The sequence below is a fragment of the Alkaliflexus imshenetskii DSM 15055 genome (assembly GCF_000517065.1).
Lineage (GTDB): Bacteria > Bacteroidota > Bacteroidia > Bacteroidales > Marinilabiliaceae > Alkaliflexus > Alkaliflexus imshenetskii.
The window spans coordinates 1,057,782-1,074,398 of the sequence record NZ_KI912105.1 but is presented as its reverse complement, the minus strand read 5'-3'; the positions used below and the strand labels follow the sequence as shown (position 1 = coordinate 1,074,398).

The following is a 16,617-nucleotide window of genomic DNA, read 5'->3' as shown; positions in this document are numbered from 1 at the left end:
GAAAATTAAATAATATGAAATTCCGATTTTGTTTATTTCTGTTGATTCTTTTTACAAAGAGCTCTATGGTGTCAGCCCAGGAAGTTTTTCGATTTCGCAATCTGGCTCTTCCTGTTGAAGAGAGAGTGAAAGATTTGTTACACCACATGACTTTGGAAGAGAAAGTAGGACAAATGTTATCTCCGTTTGGATGGGAAATGTGGGTTAAAGAAGGTGCAAATATTTATCCATCAGATAAATATCAACAGTATGTTGAGCAGCGTCAAATTGGAATGATGTGGGGAGCCTACCGAGCAGACCCATGGACAGAAAAGACTCTCGAAACAGGATTGAATCCTAAATTGGCTGCAGAAACAGGTAACGAACTTCAACGCTATGTAATTGAAAACACTCGTCTCGGAATCCCTGTGTTTCTTGCGGAGGAGGCTCAACATGGACACATGGCCATAGGCACAACGGTTTTCCCTACAGGAATTGGTTTAGCTGCGACTTGGTCTCCTGAGCTAATTGAAAAGATTGGTTCGGTTATTTCACGTGAAGTACGTGTTCAAGGTGGTCATATTGCTTATGGTCCGGTTTTGGATTTGGTTAGAGACCCAAGATGGTCACGTGTAGAAGAAACTTATGGCGAAGATCCTGTACTCACTGGTCGTCTTGGTGCTGCAATGGTACGTGGCATGGGAGCAGGCAAAATTGATAGCATAAATGGCGTGATTTCTACTTTGAAACACTTTGTTGCTTATGGAGTACCAGAAGGTGGTCGTAATGGAAGTTCTGCCATGATAGGAATGAGGGACTTACACACTAATTTCTTGCCTCCGTTTCGAGAGGCGGTCAAGGCTGGTGCATTGTCAGTTATGACTGCATATAATTCTGTGGATGGAATTCCTTGTACCTCAAATAAATATTTACTTACTGATGTACTTCGTAGTCAATGGGGTTTTAAGGGTTTTGTTGTTTCTGACTTATTTAGCATTGAAGGTTTGAGAAGCAATCATTATGTGGCTGAAACTATTCATGATGCTGCCAAATTAGCTGTAAATGCTGGTGTTGATGTAGATTTGGGCGGAAATGCTTTTTTGCGTTTAATTGATGCTGTAAATACTGGTGAGTTACAGATGTCTGTAATTGATACGGCTGTGAGTCGTGTTCTTCGGTTAAAGTTTGAAATGGGACTTTTCGATAATCCATACGTAGACCCTTCCAAAGCTATGGCTGTTGTAAGGAGTCCGGAGCACATAAATATGGCATTGGAGGCAGCACGAAAATCTATTATTTTATTGGAGAATAAGGATAATATTTTACCATTGTCACCCAAAAAGGTGAAGAATATTGCTGTTATAGGCCCTAATGCCCACAATCGGTATAATATGCTTGGTGACTATACAGCTCCGCAAGAAGATAGTAATGTTATTACAGTACTGGATGGTATTACCTCTATAGTGGGGGCATCTAAAGTAAACTATGTGAGAGGCTGTGCCATTAGGGATACCTCATGGGACGAAATTGACAGGGCGGTCGAAGCTGCTAAAAATGCCGATGTGGCCATTGTTGTGGTTGGCGGTTCAAGTGCTCGCGATTTCGAAACCAGCTATATTGATACTGGTGCTGCTATTGTAAAAGATGGCTACCTGAGCGATATGGATGCTGGTGAAGGTTTTGATCGTGCAACACTTGATTTACTCGGAAAGCAAATGGAACTGCTTAAAGCCGTTAAAGCCACAGGTACACCTGTAGTGGTGGTTTATATTCAAGGACGCCCACTTGATATGAATTGGGCTTCTGAGCATGCCAATGCTTTGCTCACTGCCTGGTATCCAGGTCAGCAAGGTGGTAATGCAATTGCAGATGTTATATTTGGTAAGTATAATCCTGCAGGCCGCTTGCCCGTTACTATTCCCCGTCATGTAGGACAAATTCCTCTTTACTATAATAGTCAGAATCCCAAAGGACATGATTATGTGGATATGTCTTTGTCTCCGCTATATAGTTTTGGGTATGGGTTAAGTTATACTAAGTTTGAGTATTCTGATGTGAAAGTAGTTGATAAAGGAAACAATCATTTTGAGGTCTCTTTTATTGTGAAAAATAAAGGCAAGCATGATGGAGAGGAAGTAGCTCAGCTATATCTGAGAAGGCAATTTGCCTCAACTGTACAGCCGATGATGCAGCTAAAGCATTTCAAAAGGCTTCATATCCAAAAAGGAAAGCAGGAAAAGATTGTGTTTAGTATTTCACCTGATGATCTAACCATCGTGGATATTAACTACAATGAAGTAATTGAACCAGGAAAATTCACAATAATGATTGGTTCAGCTTCTGATAATATTTTATTGAGTGATGAGTTGGTTGTTGAATAGTAAATTTTTAATTGATATGCAGAGATTATATGGACTAATTATAGGGATAACGCTTTCGTTATTACTATACACCGGGTGTGATTCTCCATCCGAAAATGGGAAACTTCTCAATCTTATGCAATATGTAGATCAATATATAGGAACAGGTGAACATGGTCATGTTTTTATAGGAGCCAATGTTCCTTTTGGTTTTGTGCAACTTGGGCCTACTCAGCACAGTCAAGGTTGGGATTGGTGTTCGGGCTATCACTACTCTGATTCAACTATAATTGGCTTCGGACATTTACATCTCAGTGGAACAGGCATTGGAGATCTTGGTGACGTGTCCTTTATGCCTGTGATTGGTCGTGTTAAAACAACGCGTGGTGAACTGCCCGATGAAGCTTCAGGGATATATTCATATTTTAGAAGGGAGACTGAAAAAGCCAGTCCCGGATACTATGCTGTAACGTTAGATCGTTTTGGTATTCATGCTGAACTAACAACCACCAAACGGGTAGGGTTTCATAAATATACTTTCCCTGCGAGTGATGAGGCAGGTGTGATCATCGATTTAGAACATGGTATAGGTTGGGATCGTTCCATTGATAGTTACATAGTAATGGATAATGATTCTACAGTTTCAGGCTATCGACGGTCAATGGGCTGGGCTCGTAATCAGGTTGTTTATTTTACCGCTGTTTTCTCAAAACCAATGAAAGACTTTGCAGTATTTAACAGTACTCAGGAAGTGGAGGGAGAAAGCTTAAATGCAGAGAAAGTTTACGGTCACGCCTTTTTCGAAATTGCCCAGGGTGAATCTTTGTTGGTTAAAGTTGGACTCTCTCCAGTTAGTATTGACAACGCCAGGATGAATCTTAACGCTGAACTCCCAGGTTGGGACTTTGAAGCTGCTGTTAAATCGGCTGATGATGAATGGAATAAGCAATTAAACAAGATTGTAATAGAAACTGATAATGATGAGTATAAAAGGGTTTTTTATACAGCTCTTTATCATACAATGGTTGCACCCTCTGTGTTTCAGGATGTAAATGGTGATTATCATGGCAGTGATTTCAAGATTCATAACGATAAGTCGTATAAGAATTTTACAACTCTTTCTTTGTGGGATACTTATAGGGCAGCGCATCCGCTCATGACTATTATACATCCTGAAATGGTGTCAGATGTTGCTCAAACAATGATAAATATCTATAAGCAGCAGGGTAAACTACCTGTGTGGCATTTGATGGGTAATGAAACAGATTGTATGGTTGGTAATCCTGCAATTCCTGTTCTGGCAGATGCAATTCTTAAAGGTTTCAACATTGACGCTGAAGAGGCATATAAGGCCATCTTTAATACCTCAATGCTTGATGAACGGGGGCTTGACCTCTATAAAGAATATGGATATATTCCTTTCGACAAACACATAGAGCGTGAAACGGCTGCTATGACCCTTGAATACGCTCTTGCAGATTGGTCTGCTGCACAGGTTGCATATAAGCTCGGATATGATAATGATTATAACTATTTTAAGAATAGAAGTAAGGCCTATCAATATTTGTTCGATACATCTACCGGTTTTATGCGCGGAAAATCATCGGCAGGTGAGTTTCGTTCACCGTTTGACCCTTTTAGAACGGTACACATGGGCGATGATTTCTGCGAAGGGAATGCCTGGCAATATGTTTGGCTGGTGCCGCATGATGTCAAAGGACTTGTTAATCTCTTCGGAAGCGAAGCTTTGTTCGTTTCAAAATTAGATTCATTGTTTATTGTTGATGGTGATATGGGTGAGGACGCCTCTGCTGATATTACTGGGTTGATTGGTCAGTACGCACATGGCAATGAGCCAAGTCATCATGTGGCATACCTATACGCCTATGTGGGACAACCATGGAAAACGGCTCAGCGAGTTCATGAGATTCTTACCACCATGTATGATGATACACCTTCGGGGCTTTGTGGTAACGAAGATGTGGGACAGATGTCAGCTTGGTATGTACTTTCTTCTTTAGGATTCTATCAGGTTGAACCCGCTGGAGGTAAGTATATTTTTGGCAGACCTTTGTTTAATAAGGCAGATATACTACTTAAGGATGGGCAGAAACTGTCAATTGTTGCTCATAACAACAGCGACGAGAATATGTATATCCAAAGTATTAAGCTTAACGGTAAAAATTACACCAAATCATTTATCAATCATAAAACCATCAAAGAAGGTGGAACCCTGGAGTTTTTTATGGGTTCACATCCTTCTGATGTCTTTGGGGTTGGTCTCGAAAACCGCCCATAAAATAATGTTTAAAGAAATGATCCGGTAGTCTTTGTGCGTGCATGATGATTCTATAAGTCACGCACAAAGATTTTTTTTTCACATCTTCGTCACTTCAATATTTCTGAATTGGATGCCGGAGCCTTCACTTTGCAGACCAATAAAACCTTTTGAGGGCTTGGCATTGGTGGCACTCATCTGTAGTCGGCCGTTTACCCAGAACTCCAGTTCGCCGTTTACAAAGCGGATGCGATAGGTGTTCCACTCTCCTGGTGCTTTCTCTGTTGAAGCACTCTGTTTTGGAACCACAGTGACCCATCGCTCTTCGGGATTCACAGCGTATTCCACACCGTGTACTGTGGCTTTGGAACCTTCATGCATCAGAACCAGATCGCCTGCACTGCCGTGTCTGAGCTGCGCTTCGATGCAATGGGGCCAAACTTTATCTTCACCTGATATGGCAAGCAAAACACCGCTGTTGGTGGGTTCGCCTGTCCATCGCCACTCCAGAGTCAGTTCATAGTTTTCGAAGCTTTCGCGGGTGCGAATGTAACCAAAGGGTGCCCCTCCCGCATTCAGCACACCATCTTTTATAAAAAATACCGTATCGGGATTGGCTTCCGACTGTAGCACAACTTCCCAGTTGTTCAGATTCTTGCCATTGAATAATTGAATTGGGTTTTGACCATTAACGAGGGTTATCCCTGTTAGTAATACTAAGCCGATAATTGCATGTAATTTCATCATAACTTGTTTAAAATCCATATATGTTTCATTCTGATTGCTGCATTACAACACCATTCCGCGAAAGGTAACAAAAAATAGAATCAGCAAACTATAATGGCCACTATTGTTTTGGTCCAATTGAACCAAGGTTTGTTATTTCATATTGACCTAAGTTGAAAGTCGTCTTTTTGTTGGCATCTAGTTCGGTGACTCGCATGACGGTTTTTTCGCCACTCTTAAGGTCTACAGATTCACTTTCCAGCATCATACCCGTTCCGCCATGTGCTAAAACCATTGTGTTAAATATGGTCGAATAGGCATCGTGCGTACGCGCCCTATATTCGTTTGTTATCCAAATGTTTGCTCGCCCTTCTTCATCCTCATATAAATACTCTTCGCAACGGTAGCCTAATATGGTTTTGGTTCTGCCCGTTTTGGTGAACTTTGGGTTTAAAACCATGGTGTCTTCTGATTCATCTTTTTCATATTCATCATCTACTCCAGAAGCCCACTCGTTCAGGTCGCCCAAACCATAGGCTATGCCAGTTCGTTTACCTGCATCGTCCGAAAGCACAATGGTGGCTTTATTTTTATAGTCCATGATAAAAACACCCTTTTTGTCGCCTGTTTTGTTGGCCTCAAACTCTCCTGATATAAATTCGTAGCCCAGGCAATTGCCATCGTTTGCAACATAGGTAACCATGTCGCCATCGCTTTTGAGTTTGCCTTTTTTATCGTACGACTTTACGTTCATTTTCACGTAAGAGTCAAACGTGTATTTATCTTCCAGCGCAACGGGTGTGGTGGAAATTCCTATGCTGCCAAGCAGATTCTCCATTCTTCTTTGTGACGCATTTTCTCGGGCAGCTGCTGGTTTTGCAGAAGTTTCACCGGCTTCCGATTCCATGGACGATTCTATGCTGTCGAGACTTTGGTCTATCTTCTCATCTATCTTCCGGTCTATGCGCTCCTCTGCCTTTTGTTCAAGTCTTTCTGAGGCTCGTCTGGCAGCACGTTCGAGTATCCCTCCCTGACCATACAGGGTGTGTGCCGACATGCCTGTCAGCATAATGCAACTAAGGATTATCGTTTTGTAATTCATACGGATTGTTTTTAATATTACAACAGGTCCTTGCTTTGACTTTAAAGCTTTTTCCCACCGGAATTTATAACCGGTTTGTGTAATTGTCAACCAATATGTTACAGGTGTTTGATTTGTGTTGATGAAAGTGCCAGTATCACAGATAAAAGGATAAATAGCTCTTATTAACGGGACCTTTTTCGATTTTTATCTGTTGGGATGTTTCTCTTATTTGAGTAAACTTCCCTAATTAGCCTACCTATATTCCGGTGATAGAAATGCTGGATACTAGAATGAAAACTACTGTTTTGAAATACGCTTTGTAACTTCCCAAATTACAATGCCGGCTGATACCGAAACATTTAACGAGTGTTTTGTGCCATATTGAGGTATCTCCAAACAAAAATCACATAGGTTTATTACGCTTTGCTGCACACCTTTAACTTCATTGCCAAACACAAGAGCATACTTCTGAGTTGAATCTGGCACAAAGTCAGTTAACATAACGCTTTTCTCTACCTGCTCTATGGCAATTAGCGTGTAACCGTCACTTTTAAGTTTTAGCAGGGCATCCTCTGTGTTTTCAAAATAGTGCCAATGCATACTCTCTTCGGCTCCTAAGGCTGTTTTGTGTATCTCGTTATGAGGTGGGGTGGCGGTAATGCCGCACAAATAAACCGCTTCCATGCAAAACGCATCCGCAGTACGAAATACACTTCCTACGTTGTGAAGGCTTCTGACATTGTCAAGCACCGCTATAACCTTATTCTTTGTTGCGGATTTAAATTCTTCTGCTGATAAGCGGTTTAACTCGGTAATCTTTAATTTTCGCATCTCATAACGATTAGGCTGTAAAAATAGAAAAGAATCGATAAACAATAGACCTGATTTGTGAGTGTTAATAATCAAAAAACAAATCATCTTTTTCATTCCGAAACATCGTTGTTCGGTGAATGATTATGAATGGTGTTTATATAGCCAAAACTTCCATAACTATAACGATTTTATTTGCAGCGGCAGCCTTTGGCGCGAAATCCCGATTCGTCGGGCGATCACTTTAAAGATGAATCTGTTTTTACCGCACAAGAATGATTACGAAAGTAGAATATTATGATTATCTTGGAGAGTGCACTACTTTGATGTATCCGAAAACATATTGCATCGAATTATTGTTATTATTTTATAAAAATACCAAATGAGACTGTTTAGTCTTTCAAAATGTTGATTTTAAATTTAGAACGATACATAAAAATATCCTGACATTAAATTCAAATCATATGAACATTCACGAATATCAAGCAAAGTCCATTCTTAAGCGTCACGGCGTTATCATTCAGGAAGGCATTGTGGCCTCTACACCTGCCGAAGCTGTTGAAGCAGCAAAAACCATTCAAGGCCAGACTGGTTCACAATTCTGGGTTATAAAGGCACAGATTCATGCCGGCGGCAGAGGTAAAGGCGGTGGCGTTAAAGTGGCTAAAAGTCTCGATGAAGTGCGCACCATCTCCGAGAAAATAATAGGTATGAACCTGGTAACGCCACAAACTGGGCTCGAGGGAAAAGGGGTACACAAAGTGCTGATTGCTCAGGATGTCTATTATCCCGGACCTACTTCCCGATTGGAGTTTTACATGAGCATACTGCTCGACCGCAAATCAGGCCGTAACGTGGTGGTTTATTCACCCGATGGTGGGGTTGATATCGAAGAGGTGGCAGCTAAAACTCCAGAGCGCATTTTCCGCGAAGAAATTGACCCGGCCTACGGCGTATTGCCTTTTCAGGGACGACGCATTGCATACAACCTTGGGCTAACCGGCTCTGTGGCTTTAAAGATGGTCTCATTTGTCGAAAATCTTTATAAATCATACCTCTCGGTTGACGCTTCATTGTTTGAGATCAATCCGGTGTTAAAAACCACCGATGACATCATTCTGGCTGTTGATGCCAAAGTGAATATCGATGACAATGCCCTTTATCGCCAGTCCGAAATTCTTGCCATGCGCGATTTTAGCGAGGAGAATCCTTATGAGATCGAAGCCGGAAAGCACAATCTGAATTTTGTTAAGTTGGATGGCAATGTGGGTTGTATGGTGAATGGCGCAGGTCTGGCAATGGCAACCATGGATATCATCAAGTTATCGGGTGGTGAACCTGCCAACTTCCTGGATGTGGGTGGTGGCGCAAACGCCCAGACTGTGGAGGCAGGCTTGAAAATTATTCTTGAAGACCCCAATGTGAAAGCGGTTTTAATCAATATCTTTGGAGGAATCGTGCGTTGTGACAGGGTGGCCAATGGCGTGGTAGAGGCTTATAAGAAACTGGGCAACATCAAAGTGCCGGTAATTGTGCGTCTCCAAGGTACCAATGCCGAAGAAGGAAAGGCCGTTATTGATGGCTCAGGTCTCAAAGTTTATTCGGCCATCACATTAAAAGAAGCTGCCGATCTTGTGAACCGCCATGTGGCCTAAAGGTGATTTATTGTGACAATGCCTGTTATTTCAATTAGGAACCGATAAATATCATATTTGTGAGTAGAAACATTTTTCTCGGAGCGCATGTGAGTGCTTCGGGTGGGGTAGAGAATGCACCCATCAATGCCGCTGCCATTGGTGCCAATGCGTTTGCGTTGTTTACAAAAAATCAACGGCAATGGGTGGCTAAACCTCTTTCAGATGAGAGTATTGAGGCGTTTAAGCAAAATTGTGAATTACATGGATTTAAACCTGAGTATATCCTGCCACACGACAGCTACCTGATTAATCTTGGGCATCCAGATAAAATCGGTGTGGAGAAGTCGCGTGCAGCTTTTCTCGATGAGATGCAGCGTTGTGAACAGTTGGGGTTGGTAATGTTAAATTTTCATCCCGGAAGCCACCTCAGCGAAATTTCCGAGGACGAATGTCTTGACAAAATTGCCGAATCAATTAATATTGCACTCGATAAAACATCTGGTGTGATGGCTGTAATTGAGAATACTGCCGGACAGGGTTCCAATGTAGGTTATCGGTTTGAGCATTTGGCACACATCATTTCCAAAGTTGAAGATAAGAGCAGGGTAGGGGTTTGTATCGATACATGCCATGCCTATACTTCCGGTTATGATTTGGTGGACGATGCAGGTTACGTTGAGACCTGGAAAGCTTTTGATGAGATTGTGGGTGCTTCGTATCTGAAGGCCATTCACTTGAATGACAGTAAAAAGCCGCTTGGCTCAAAAGTTGATCGGCACGATAGTCTGGGCTTGGGGCTTATGGGTGAACCATTTTTTAGCCGTTTCATTCAGGACAGCCGATTCGACAATATGCCCATCGTACTTGAAACGCCCGATGAAGATAAATGGGCCGGTGAGATAGCATGGCTTAGAGGCCAAACTTTAATTTAGCGGAATGGTTTTTGATGCTTATCCATGTGGAATTATTTTTATGTGATTTATGAAATGTGCATGGGTCTTCATTTTTGTAATGGTTGGCATCCTGACTGCGGGTTCTGCCTCGGCTCAGGAGGCACCCGCCAACCGTCCAAAGCAGTACTATCTGAAGCCTGAAATAATGGATGGCGATACCGTTCCGCACATTTTGCTTAACGAAGTCACCATCATCCCGCCCTGGAATTTTACAAGTCGCAGGGAGTATAATCAATATCAACGCCTGGTGCGCAACATCAAAGCTACTTTGCCTTATGCCCGCATTGCAGCCGAAAGGTTGGCGCATATGAATGCCGAAATGGAGCGTATTAAGGATGATCGCGAACGAAGACGCTATCTGCGTGACGCAGAAAAACAGTTGTTTGCCGAGTTTGAGCAACCCCTTCGGCGACTTTCATTCACTCAAGGCCGCCTTTTAATAAAACTTATCGACAGGGAAACAGGTGATACCAGTTATAACCTGATACGTGAATATAAAGGGGGCGTATCGGCATTTTTCTGGCAAGGAATAGCCCGTTTGTTCGGCGCAAATTTAAAGGATGAGTATGACGCTGAAACTAATGATAAAATGATAGAACATATTATAAGTTTAATTGATATGGGCGTTTTGTAGTTATACTTAATGATTCGAAAAAAATAAACTCACTGTAGTTATTAAGCCAATGTTCTCACTGCTAATAACTTTTTATTATATTGGGGCTCTAGCCAAAAAGGAATCCCGATTCATCGGCAGAGCCCTTAAAAAGATCTGTTTTTTCTTACCAGTTAATAATGATAAATAACAAAAGCCGGCGTTTTTCATTGCCGGCTTTTTCATGTTTGTAAACCAACTTCAATAATCGATTAAATAACTGTTTTAATTTAATTTGTAAAACATTGGTGTCCTGTTAAAACTTAATACTAAACAAAAAAGTCTTTATTCATGAAGCTTCAGAGAGTTTTAAGCTTCAATGGGGCTTTCTTTCCGCCTCAAGGAATTTCCGTTAAGAAAATCAATTTTATTGTCGTCAGAAATTCGGACTGTTTGAGCGTAGCGAGTTTCCGAATTTCAGACAATAGAATTGATTTTTAGGAAATTACTTGTAGCGGCGGCATTTTTTGTTTACTTTTTTTTGCTGTTGAAAAAAAGTAAAAGCCCGTGCGGCTAGAGCACTTAAAAGAAGGTTTGTTTTTTTGCCGGACAATAATGTTTGTAAAACACGCTATAGATGCGAAGAGTGTTATATTTTAGACAGATATAGTAGTTGAGAAAGATGATTAGATTTATCTTATATTCTGTGCAATCATATCTGTCAATCTAAATATCTAACATCTAAAAATCTTCAAAGCAGATTTAATACAAATTTCAAACAGTCTCTATATCATTTTAATAACGGCCTCAGTTATGTTTTTGGCACCTTCTGCAATCTGCATAATATTGGCATCGAGCATGTAGCATGGGGTGGTGACAATTTTGTTTTTATGGTCTGTAACTATCTCGCCGTGGTTTGATTTTACATGTGTTCCGCCCATTTGATTAATGCCGGCGGCGGTGCCTTCATCCTGGCCAATGGTAACCTCTATTTTGCCCAGAACTTTGGTGATTAAAGCGGGTGAGATGCACAATGCACCAATCGGTTTGGCCGATGAGTGGAACTCTTTTATTACACGTTCTATGTCAGGGTTTACTTTGCAACCGGCTCCGTCAATGGCAAATGTACAGAGGTTCTTAGCTACTCCAAATCCGCCGGGAAGCATCAGCGCATCTGCTTTGGTGGCTTTTAATTCGGTTAGTGGTTTGATGTGGCCTCTGGCAATCCGGGCAGACTCAATGAGGACATTCCTTTTTTCAGGCATCTCGTTCCCGGTAAGATGATTCACCACATGGTGCTGATCCACATCGGGCGCGTAAATGTCATAGTCGGCTCCGGCCTGTGCAATGGCCAACAACGTAAGCACCGACTCGTGAATTTCAGCGCCATCATACACGCCACATCCAGCTAAAACAACGGCAATTTTCTTTTTTGTCATCGTTATATTGATTTTTGGTTTTCTATGTGCTAATTTAACTAAATAGGACTGTAAACGCAAATGAGCCTGAATATAAGCCCTGCTAACCGTTTTATTCGGGATTGTTTAATGACAAGGTTCCGTGTGTTGGTGTAGTTATTAACAAAGTAATTGACATTGTTTTGAAGAGGACTTTTATTGCTATTCCGTTTGAGCCTCACAATGAGTGGTTTCAGATAGTCAAGGATATGCATACCTTAGACTGAGGAGCTGCCATGAAATGGGTTGAGCCTGAACAATGGCATATTACTTTGGCATTTATTGGTGATACATCAACTGAAAATGAAGCTGAAATAAAGCAAGTTCTCACTCATTTAATTCCTGTATTTGAGCTCATTGACCTTACTATATCCGGATTCGGCAGGTTCACAGATAAAGGTATGGCCAAGGTTTTTTGGATTGGGATTGAGTCGTCTCAGCAACTGGAGACAATACGCAACAAATTGGCCGAGGAGCTTCGTCGAATGGGAATTGTGTTGGAGGCAAGGCCATTTGTTCCCCATGTGACTCTGGCACGGGTGCGAAATATTATTTATCCGAAATCGTTCAAAGCTGCATTTAATCAAATCGGATTTTCCAATAAGGTGAATTGCTCGCTTACCAAAGTTGTTTACTATGAGAGTGTATTAAGTCGCGAAGGAGCTATCTACAATGCATTGTGGTCAGGTAGTTTAGCATCCGGCCATTGATTAGTCGAAATTGCCATTATCTGTCTGGTAAACGATTTTGAATCTCCAGAATCAGTATACCTTTTGGGTTAAGGATGAGATTGCCCAATCCTGATGCGGTTTCACCTGTTACCACATTAAGCGTTTGACCAATTGGGCCTAACGTTTCGGCAAACCGTGATGGTTCAATTCTTCGGGGTGCATCGGGGTGGTTATTGATTAGCACCATTAATTTTTTATTGTTACTGGTTCTAAAAAAGGCATAAACGTGGTTTGTTGGTTCAAACTGTATGGTTCTACCCTGCATCAGTTCAGGATTGTTTTTTCGCCAGGTGAGGAGGTTTCGGATATAATCAACTGCCTCACGTTGATTCGCCGATAAGGTGGCTCTGTTCATCGCATTTACCTGATCGCCAGGCCAGCCGCCTGGAAATCCACCTCTCACAAAACCATTGCCTTCCGGGGCATAGCCTTCCATCAATACTTCCGTGCCATACAAAAAGGCCGGAACGCCGCGCACTGTTAAAAGAAAGCTCATATACATTTTGAAGAGATTCAAGTCTTTCTCAGCCAAAGTGAAAAGGCGTGTTGAATTGTGCCTGTCTCCATAAAAAATAAGTTGGTCGGCCACATCGGTCTTATACACACGGTCGCTGGCAAATGTCTGATAAATGTTATTGAGTATCGCATCACTTCTCCTGAATTCGGTAAAAACATCCTCCCAGGAGTTGTACAGTGGCATGTCGGTAACATGGGTAAAATAGAACGGCAGCGTATCTCCCTTTAGCCAGTATTGATTGAGAGCGGCAGTTGCTGTTTCTGGCGCACTAATGATGTTTAGTTCAGGATAATCCTGTATGATGGCACTTGTAAGTTCATGCAAAAGGAGTGGATGGTTCTGGTGTGTCTTCTCTATTTTTATGGCTTCAGGTTTAGTGGTTTCAATCCACCAAATCACATGTTGAATAAGATATCTTCTCAACTCTTTGTTTTCGTGATTCAACGAAGGTGTGTCAAAAGCTTCCCATGCCAGTGTATGGCGTCTATAGTCTTCTTTGGATGCATAAGGGTCGGCAAATACCGTAAAATTGCTACCATCTGATGAGTGAGATGCGCGCGGCGGAATCCAATCCTGAAATGGCGGATTCAAGCCAAATGGATGCTGGTTTCCAATTTTATGAAGCACCATGGTCAGTATCACTTTGATGTTTTTGCTCCGATAAACCGATATCAGATTGTTTAGATGAATCAGGCTGCCAAGTCGGGGATCCATAGCAAAGTGATTGGTTGGAGCAAATCGCTCGTAGGAGAGTACCAGTTGATTTGATTCGTACAAGGGGGTGAGTTCAATGGCTGTAACTCCCAGTTGTTCCAGATAATTGGCGGCGTTGGTAATGCCTTGTATGTCGCCTCCATGAATACCCGATGGATTCAATCGGTCCATCCTTTCATAAAAACCTTGTATGTTGTCATTGCTCATATCAGAATTGATGAACCTGTCTGGTACAATCTGATAGATGATGTCGCTGCTGTTGAGTTTTGATACAGTGTGTGGAGTTGCTCTGGACAACAATCTGAAGTTGTGTGTGGCGACATTTCTGTTGGCACGGGTAAATCTGATTGGAATCGTGCCTGCTGAAGCGCTGGGCGAGATTTCAATTTCAACAAAAAGATAAGACTTGTTCTCCCCGGGGAATTGCCTGATAATGGATACTCCGCCATAATCGACAGACGCATTATTCAGAGCCATTTCGTGCCCGAAAAAAGTTAGAAGCAATTTGTTGTATTGCATCCCCGTCCACCATTCAGATGGGAAGCATTTTACATTGCTTTGTTGTGCTTTAGCAGGTTGCAAAACAACGACCATAAAAGCCAATATCAAACAGAAACTGTATTTCATTTTCTGACAAATTATCGGATTTTTTGGGTACGCGGTAGTAGTGAGAAGCAAACCGGAGTTGTAGTGTACGTTGGGTTTTATTATGTTTTTGTTTATTTGGCTCCCGGTTTGTAAAAGCCTAATCTGTTTTCAATATATAAATATAGTGATTTTTTTAAGTAAGGAGCAATTAGCCTGTAATTAAAAAGAGCTGCCCTTTGCGGAGCAGCTCTTTAATTATCTTATCCGAAAGGATTACTGTACAATTGATCTGAAAGTAGCGTCGCCAAAGAATTTAGCAAACTCCATATCAGTAGCAGCATATTTTTTGAATTTGCTGTCAAGCTGAACGGCTCTGCGAAGGTTGGCAAACATCATGTCGCTATCGTTGGTACGAACGCCAACTACAGCTTTCAGGTAGTATTTCAAACCATCTTCCTGAGTATTTGCATTCAAGGTAGAAAGGGCAGCATCGTAGTTTTTGGCAAGAATTTTAGCCAAAGCAGCGTTGTTGCTTACGCTGTTGCCAAAGTAACGAACAGCTTGGTCATACATACCTTTTTTGATGGCTACAACACCAAGGTTGTTGTCAAGAGCGCTACCAGCACCTGCAGCAGAACCAAAGTACTCTTCGGCTTTCTCAATGTTACCTTCGCGAAGTGCAATAGCACCAAGGTTATTCATTACTTCAGGTTGGTTGGCTTTTACAGAGTTGGCTTTCTCGAAAGCTACTTTTGCACCTGCCAGGTCACCTTTAGCGTAAAGTACATAACCTACGTTGTTGTGCGTTCTCCAGTCGTTTGAAAATTGAGCAGCAGCTTTCTTGTAAATGTCAAGTTGTGCATCAAGATCTTCAACCAAAGTAGCGCTATAAAGCAGTTCTTCAGCGTTCAAAGCAGAAGGATTGCTAGCTGCAAGAGCAGAAATCTCTTCGTCAGATTTGCCAATTTCTTCAACGTTTACGCTCAGTTTAGAACGACGCAATTGTGGAAGAATTTCGTCAGCAATTACTTTGAAAGTGTTAGACATGTTTTTGATTTCACGCTCACGTACTTCTGGATCGGTATGCATAGCAAGAACACGAAGAATCAAATCTTTGTCCTGAATGTTGCTTTTTTCCATAAGTGCTTTGAAACCTTCCCAGTCTTCTGGAGTATTTCTCAGGTCGAAGAAATCAGCATTGGTAGCTTCAGCAACACGGGCTTTTCTCAACTCGCCAGCCATGAATCCTTTTGCAGCATTTTCACGCTGTGAAGCAAGACGGGTGTTCAGGTCGATAGGACCGTCGGGAGAAGCATAAGCAGAAATGGCAACACCTTTGAATTCTTTGTTTTCAGCAGCTTTAACTTCTTTCACAAAGTCGTTCAGCTTGCGAACTTCTTCCTTGGTCAACTCAGTGCCACGGATGTTGGCTTGCTGGATAAGGAAAAGGATTTCAGCAGTTTTTGAAATTGGGATGATTCTCTGGAATTTGTCAGCACCAACGGTGCCTTTAATACCTTTTGCTTCAACCATTGCAGAAGTAGAAATTACACCTTCAGCAATTTTCAAAGGTTCAAACTCCATTTCGCTGTTACCTTTGGTTGCTTTGATACGCACTACAAGGTCAGCAACTCTCATGTTTTCGTTGTAAGGTACACTTTGGGTGTAGTTTACCTGGCCGCCATTGGCTCTTGAAATAACCTGGGCATTGCCGGGAGCACGGTCGCCTTGTACACTGTAGCTTGGGAAAGCGGTTTCGCCTCCTTCATAAACCAAAACAGGGGTAGCAACCAACGTAGCTTTACGGTCAAAATAGCCAGCCGGAATTTGTACTCTGATGGCGGCATCTACTTTACCTCCATGAGCTTCAAGTACCTCTGGTGTAACGGTATATCTTACATCAGAAGCATTCTTTCTCATCTTGTCAAGACTGGAGCAACCAGCCATAACGGCGGCAAGCGCCAGATAAGCAAAAAGTTTAATTCTTGTTCTTTTCATAATGTTAGCTTAATTATTTGTTCTTGAACTAATTCTGAACTCTCTCACAAATATAATAATGTTTTCAAAAAATAAAAGAGCCAAAGCATAATATTTGCAAATATAGGGATTCGGGGCTTTCGTTTCAAATTTTCCTTATCGGATATTTTGTTTGAAAGGGCGGCCTATTTAATTAAAATCCTATTACCGACAG

The 16,617-nt window shown here is 41.8% G+C and carries 12 protein-coding genes; 6 read left to right on the top strand and 6 right to left on the bottom strand.

The features are described 5' to 3' along the window. Positions 1 to 65 precede the first annotated feature (65 nt). Together ALKIM_RS0104445 and ALKIM_RS0104440 are read left to right on the top strand one after the other, a co-directional pair. Positions 66 to 2,360, top strand: coding sequence for a glycoside hydrolase family 3 N-terminal domain-containing protein (locus tag ALKIM_RS0104445; protein ID WP_235714377.1), 2,295 nt, complete (start codon positions 66 to 68; stop codon positions 2,358 to 2,360). Positions 2,361 to 2,376: 16 nt separating this feature from the next. Beyond that, positions 2,377 to 4,638, top strand: coding sequence for a GH92 family glycosyl hydrolase (locus ALKIM_RS0104440; protein ID WP_044118148.1), 2,262 nt, complete (start codon positions 2,377 to 2,379; stop codon positions 4,636 to 4,638). Between the two features lie 78 nt (positions 4,639 to 4,716). Here the strand turns inward: ALKIM_RS0104440 and ALKIM_RS0104435 are convergent, their stop codons facing one another. From ALKIM_RS0104435 to ALKIM_RS0104425, 3 genes are all read right to left on the bottom strand, one after another. Further along, on the bottom strand, positions 4,717 to 5,364 hold the full coding sequence (locus ALKIM_RS0104435) for a 3-keto-disaccharide hydrolase (protein WP_026473590.1): 648 nt from the start codon (positions 5,362 to 5,364) through the stop codon (positions 4,717 to 4,719). Between the two features lie 100 nt (positions 5,365 to 5,464). Further along, positions 5,465 to 6,445 carry a DUF4412 domain-containing protein gene (locus ALKIM_RS0104430; protein WP_157363770.1) on the bottom strand — a complete coding sequence of 327 codons (981 nt, stop codon included), beginning with the start codon at positions 6,443 to 6,445 and terminating at the stop codon, positions 5,465 to 5,467. A 279-nt stretch (positions 6,446 to 6,724) separates the two neighbouring features. Beyond that, positions 6,725 to 7,258 (bottom strand): RNA methyltransferase, encoded by a 534-nt coding sequence (locus ALKIM_RS0104425; protein WP_026473588.1) that lies wholly within the window; start codon positions 7,256 to 7,258, stop codon positions 6,725 to 6,727. A 443-nt stretch (positions 7,259 to 7,701) separates the two neighbouring features. Here ALKIM_RS0104425 and sucC point away from each other — a divergent pair, with 443 nt between their 5' ends. From sucC to ALKIM_RS0104410, 3 genes are read left to right on the top strand one after another with little or no spacing between them, the layout of a single operon-like run. Next, the gene (sucC, locus tag ALKIM_RS0104420; RefSeq protein ID WP_026473587.1) at positions 7,702 to 8,892 is read left to right on the top strand and encodes an ADP-forming succinate--CoA ligase subunit beta; all 1,191 of its coding nucleotides are present in this window, start codon (positions 7,702 to 7,704) and stop codon (positions 8,890 to 8,892) included. Positions 8,893 to 8,951: 59 nt separating this feature from the next. After that, the gene (nfo, locus tag ALKIM_RS0104415) at positions 8,952 to 9,806 is read left to right on the top strand and encodes a deoxyribonuclease IV (protein ID WP_235714376.1); all 855 of its coding nucleotides are present in this window, start codon (positions 8,952 to 8,954) and stop codon (positions 9,804 to 9,806) included. Between the two features lie 49 nt (positions 9,807 to 9,855). Next, positions 9,856 to 10,461 (top strand): DUF4294 domain-containing protein, encoded by a 606-nt coding sequence (locus ALKIM_RS0104410; RefSeq protein ID WP_026473585.1) that lies wholly within the window; start codon positions 9,856 to 9,858, stop codon positions 10,459 to 10,461. 743 nt (positions 10,462 to 11,204) lie between these two features. Here the strand turns inward: ALKIM_RS0104410 and elbB are convergent. Then, the gene (elbB, locus tag ALKIM_RS0104405; protein ID WP_026473584.1) at positions 11,205 to 11,858 is read right to left on the bottom strand and encodes an isoprenoid biosynthesis glyoxalase ElbB; all 654 of its coding nucleotides are present in this window, start codon (positions 11,856 to 11,858) and stop codon (positions 11,205 to 11,207) included. Positions 11,859 to 12,112: 254 nt separating this feature from the next. Between elbB and thpR the strand changes: the two genes are divergently transcribed. Beyond that, the gene (thpR, locus tag ALKIM_RS0104400; RefSeq protein ID WP_026473583.1) at positions 12,113 to 12,586 is read left to right on the top strand and encodes an RNA 2',3'-cyclic phosphodiesterase; all 474 of its coding nucleotides are present in this window, start codon (positions 12,113 to 12,115) and stop codon (positions 12,584 to 12,586) included. Between the two features lie 16 nt (positions 12,587 to 12,602). On the opposite strand, the gene ALKIM_RS0104395 is transcribed toward thpR, so the two are convergent. Then, entirely contained in the window at positions 12,603 to 14,465 is a 1,863-nt protein-coding gene (locus ALKIM_RS0104395) for an alpha-amylase family glycosyl hydrolase (protein WP_084555798.1), read from the bottom strand. Between the two features lie 234 nt (positions 14,466 to 14,699). Continuing rightward, the gene (locus ALKIM_RS0104385; RefSeq protein ID WP_026473580.1) at positions 14,700 to 16,424 is read right to left on the bottom strand and encodes a tetratricopeptide repeat protein; all 1,725 of its coding nucleotides are present in this window, start codon (positions 16,422 to 16,424) and stop codon (positions 14,700 to 14,702) included. Positions 16,425 to 16,617: the final 193 nt, after the last annotated feature.